This is a genomic window from Mesorhizobium sp. M7A.F.Ca.US.005.03.2.1, from assembly GCF_003997795.1.
GTDB lineage: Bacteria > Pseudomonadota > Alphaproteobacteria > Rhizobiales > Rhizobiaceae > Mesorhizobium > Mesorhizobium ciceri.
In genome coordinates this window covers 1-2686 of record NZ_RZRP01000846.1, presented here as the reverse complement: position 1 = coordinate 2686, position 2686 = coordinate 1, and the positions used below count along the sequence as shown (strand labels likewise).

At 64.4% G+C, this 2686-nt stretch carries 4 protein-coding genes; 3 read left to right on the top strand and 1 reads right to left on the bottom strand.

The genetic code is table 11. The features are described 5' to 3' along the window. From EN991_RS31355 to truA, 3 genes are all read left to right on the top strand, one after another. Nucleotides 1-578 (top strand): methionyl-tRNA formyltransferase (locus tag EN991_RS31355; RefSeq protein ID WP_281058828.1); only part of this gene is annotated, 578 nt, incomplete at its 5' end. After that, on the top strand, nucleotides 575-1081 hold the full coding sequence (locus EN991_RS31350; RefSeq protein WP_013528472.1) for an N-acetyltransferase: 507 nt from the start codon (nucleotides 575-577) through the stop codon (nucleotides 1079-1081). The genes EN991_RS31355 and EN991_RS31350, both read left to right, overlap by 4 nt. 121 nt (nucleotides 1082-1202) lie before the next feature. Further along, entirely contained in the window at nucleotides 1203-1973 is a 771-nt protein-coding gene (gene truA, locus EN991_RS31345) for a tRNA pseudouridine(38-40) synthase TruA (RefSeq protein ID WP_127370200.1), read from the top strand. Here the strand turns inward: truA and EN991_RS31340 are convergent. Continuing rightward, nucleotides 1940-2575 carry a hypothetical protein gene (locus EN991_RS31340; RefSeq protein ID WP_013528474.1) on the bottom strand — a complete coding sequence of 212 codons (636 nt, stop codon included), beginning with the start codon at nucleotides 2573-2575 and terminating at the stop codon, nucleotides 1940-1942. The genes truA and EN991_RS31340 overlap by 34 nt on opposite strands. Between the last annotated feature and the right edge of the window lie 111 nt (nucleotides 2576-2686).

The following is a 2686-nucleotide window of genomic DNA, read 5'->3' as shown; positions in this document are numbered from 1 at the left end:
CCATCATGGCCGGTGACCTGGAAAGCGGCATGATGGTGATGCGCATGGAAGAGGGCCTGGACACCGGTCCGGTCGGGCTGGTTGAAAAGTGCGCCATCGAACCCGATATGACAGCCGGCGATCTGCATGATCGGTTGATGAGTGTCGGTGCTGCCTTGATGGTGGAAGCGCTGGCGCGGTTGGAAGGGAACACCCTGACATTCACCACACAAGCTGTGGATGGGGTGACCTACGCCAAGAAAATCGATAAATCCGAGACTCGCGTGGACTGGACTCGCTCGGCAAGTGAGGTCCACAATCATATTCGTGGCCTGTCGCCCTTTCCAGGCGCCTGGTCGGAGATAGGAATTGGCGGCCGCCAGGAGCGGCTGAAACTGCTTCGCTCGACGCTGTCGCAAGGCCTGTCGCCTTCGGAAGATTTGGGCGAGTCGGGAGGAATTCTCGATGACCGGCTGACGGTCGCCTGCGGGGCAGGCGCGATCAGGCTGGTCGAAGTTCAACGGGCGGGCGGAAAGCCCGCTGCCGCGTCGGAATTCCTGCGCGGGGCCAAGATCGAAAAAGGACTGAAATTCTCATGAGCATGATGTCGATACGCGCGGCAACGCCGCGGGATCGCGAGGCCATCCGCCTCGTCGAGGAACACGCTTTCGGCCAGCAGGCGGAGGCCGGTCTGGTCGACGCGCTGGTGACCGGCGGCGACGCGGTTGCCGAACTGGTTGCGGAAGAGGACGGCCAGGTGGTCGGCCATATCCTGTTTTCGCGGCTGTTCGTCCAGAATGGCGGCAAGACCTTCGCGGCCGTGGCGCTGGCGCCGCTGGCGGTGGAGCCCTCGTTCCATGGCAGCGGCATTGGCGGCGCGCTGATCCGCGAGGCGCATATCCGCCTCAAGGATGGTGGTGAGACGCTGGCCGTGGTGCTGGGCGACCCCACCTATTACGGGCGTTTCGGCTATAGCCACACGCGTGCCGAGAACTTCGAAAGCGAATACCAGGGCGAAGCGCTGCAGGCGCTGGCCTGGGGTGACGCACCAGAAGCAGGCAGGCTGGTCTACGCCTCCGCCTTCACCGCTCTCGCCGCGTAGAACAGTCCGCCGTTTTCACGGAAACGGCGAACTGCACTCCTCTTTGTTTTAACGCAATTCCGAACGGAAAACCGTTTCACACTTTTCCTGGAATTGCTCGAGGCGAGAGCTCTAGCCGCAAATGCCGCGTTTTCGCCTCGACATCGAGTATGACGGCAGCCTGTTTGCCGGCTGGCAGCACCAGGCGGATCAGCCTTCGGTGCAGCAGGCGATCGAGCAGGCGATCGAAAAATTCTGCGGCGAAGCGATCAGGCTGCGCGCCGCCGGCCGCACCGATGCCGGCGTGCATGCGACCGCGCAGGTGGCGCATGTCGACCTCGTCAAGGCGTGGCCGAGCGACAAGGTGCGCGATGCCGTCAACGCCCATCTGCAGGCGACCGGGGCGCGCATCGCCATCCTGAAAGCGACGGTGGTCTCCGACAGTTTCGACGCCCGCTTCTCGGCCATTGGCCGCCACTATCTCTACCGCATCCTGAACCGCCGCGCGCCGGCCGCGCTCGACAAGGGCAAGGTGTGGTGGGTGCCGAAGCGGCTCGACGCCGGCGCCATGCACGAAGCGGCAAAGGTCCTGCTCGGACGGCATGACTTTACCACCTTCCGCTCGACCCAGTGCCAGGCCAACAGCCCGATCAGGACGCTGGAACGGCTCGATGTGAGCCGACAAGGCGACATGATCGAGGTCAGGGCTTCGGCGCGCTCGTTCCTGCACAACCAGGTGCGTTCGATGGTCGGCTCGCTCAAGCGTGTCGGCGACGGCGGCTGGAGCGCGGCCGACCTGAAAACAGCGCTCGAGGCGCGCGACCGCGCCGCCTGCGGCCAGGTGGCGCCGCCCGACGGGCTGTTTCTCACCGGTGTCGATTATCCGGTCGAGACGAGCCCGGAAAGGCTCTGAACTCCGACATCGTCCGGGACGGTGATGCCGAGCAACGTCTGCAGGCCGAACAGCACCAGCAGCGACGCAATGAACATGCCGACGAAAACGGCCGTGCCGACCGCTGCGCCCCTGCCCATCGTGGCATTTGTCATGCGCCAGGTCAGCACCATAGAAAGGGCAAAGAGGAACAGCGACACAAGGCTCGAAACCTGGCTTGCGGACGACAGGAAAAGCCGGATCAGCGCCGAAGGCAGCATCAGCCAGGCGGTGATGGCCGAAGCCCAGTTGCTGGCAACGACGTAGTGGACGAAGCGGCCGCCTATGCCGGCGCGCGGCGCGATGAAAGCGAGCGCAACCAGCGGCAGCACCCAGGAGCCGATGTCGACCGTCGCCAGGCGCACCAGCATGCTGAAGCGCCCCGCGAAGGCGTCGGGATCGCCGATTTCGTTGGCGATGCCGACCCAGCCGACGATCAGCGCCGGTGCTGCAACGACAATGGCGAAGAAGGAATTCCAGAAGCCGTCGGCCGACAGGTCGAGCAGGCGCAGGCCGTCGGCTCTGCCGAGCATCAATCGCCAGGCGCCCGTCAGCGAAGCTTGGGTTTCGTCCGCCGAAAGCATGCTGTTCAGCCCTGTCCGAACCAGTCTTCTATGAAGCGCTGGTAGATTTGCGTCAGCGTCTCGAGGTCGGCAATGGCGACGCGCTCGTCGACCATGTGCATGGTCTTGCCG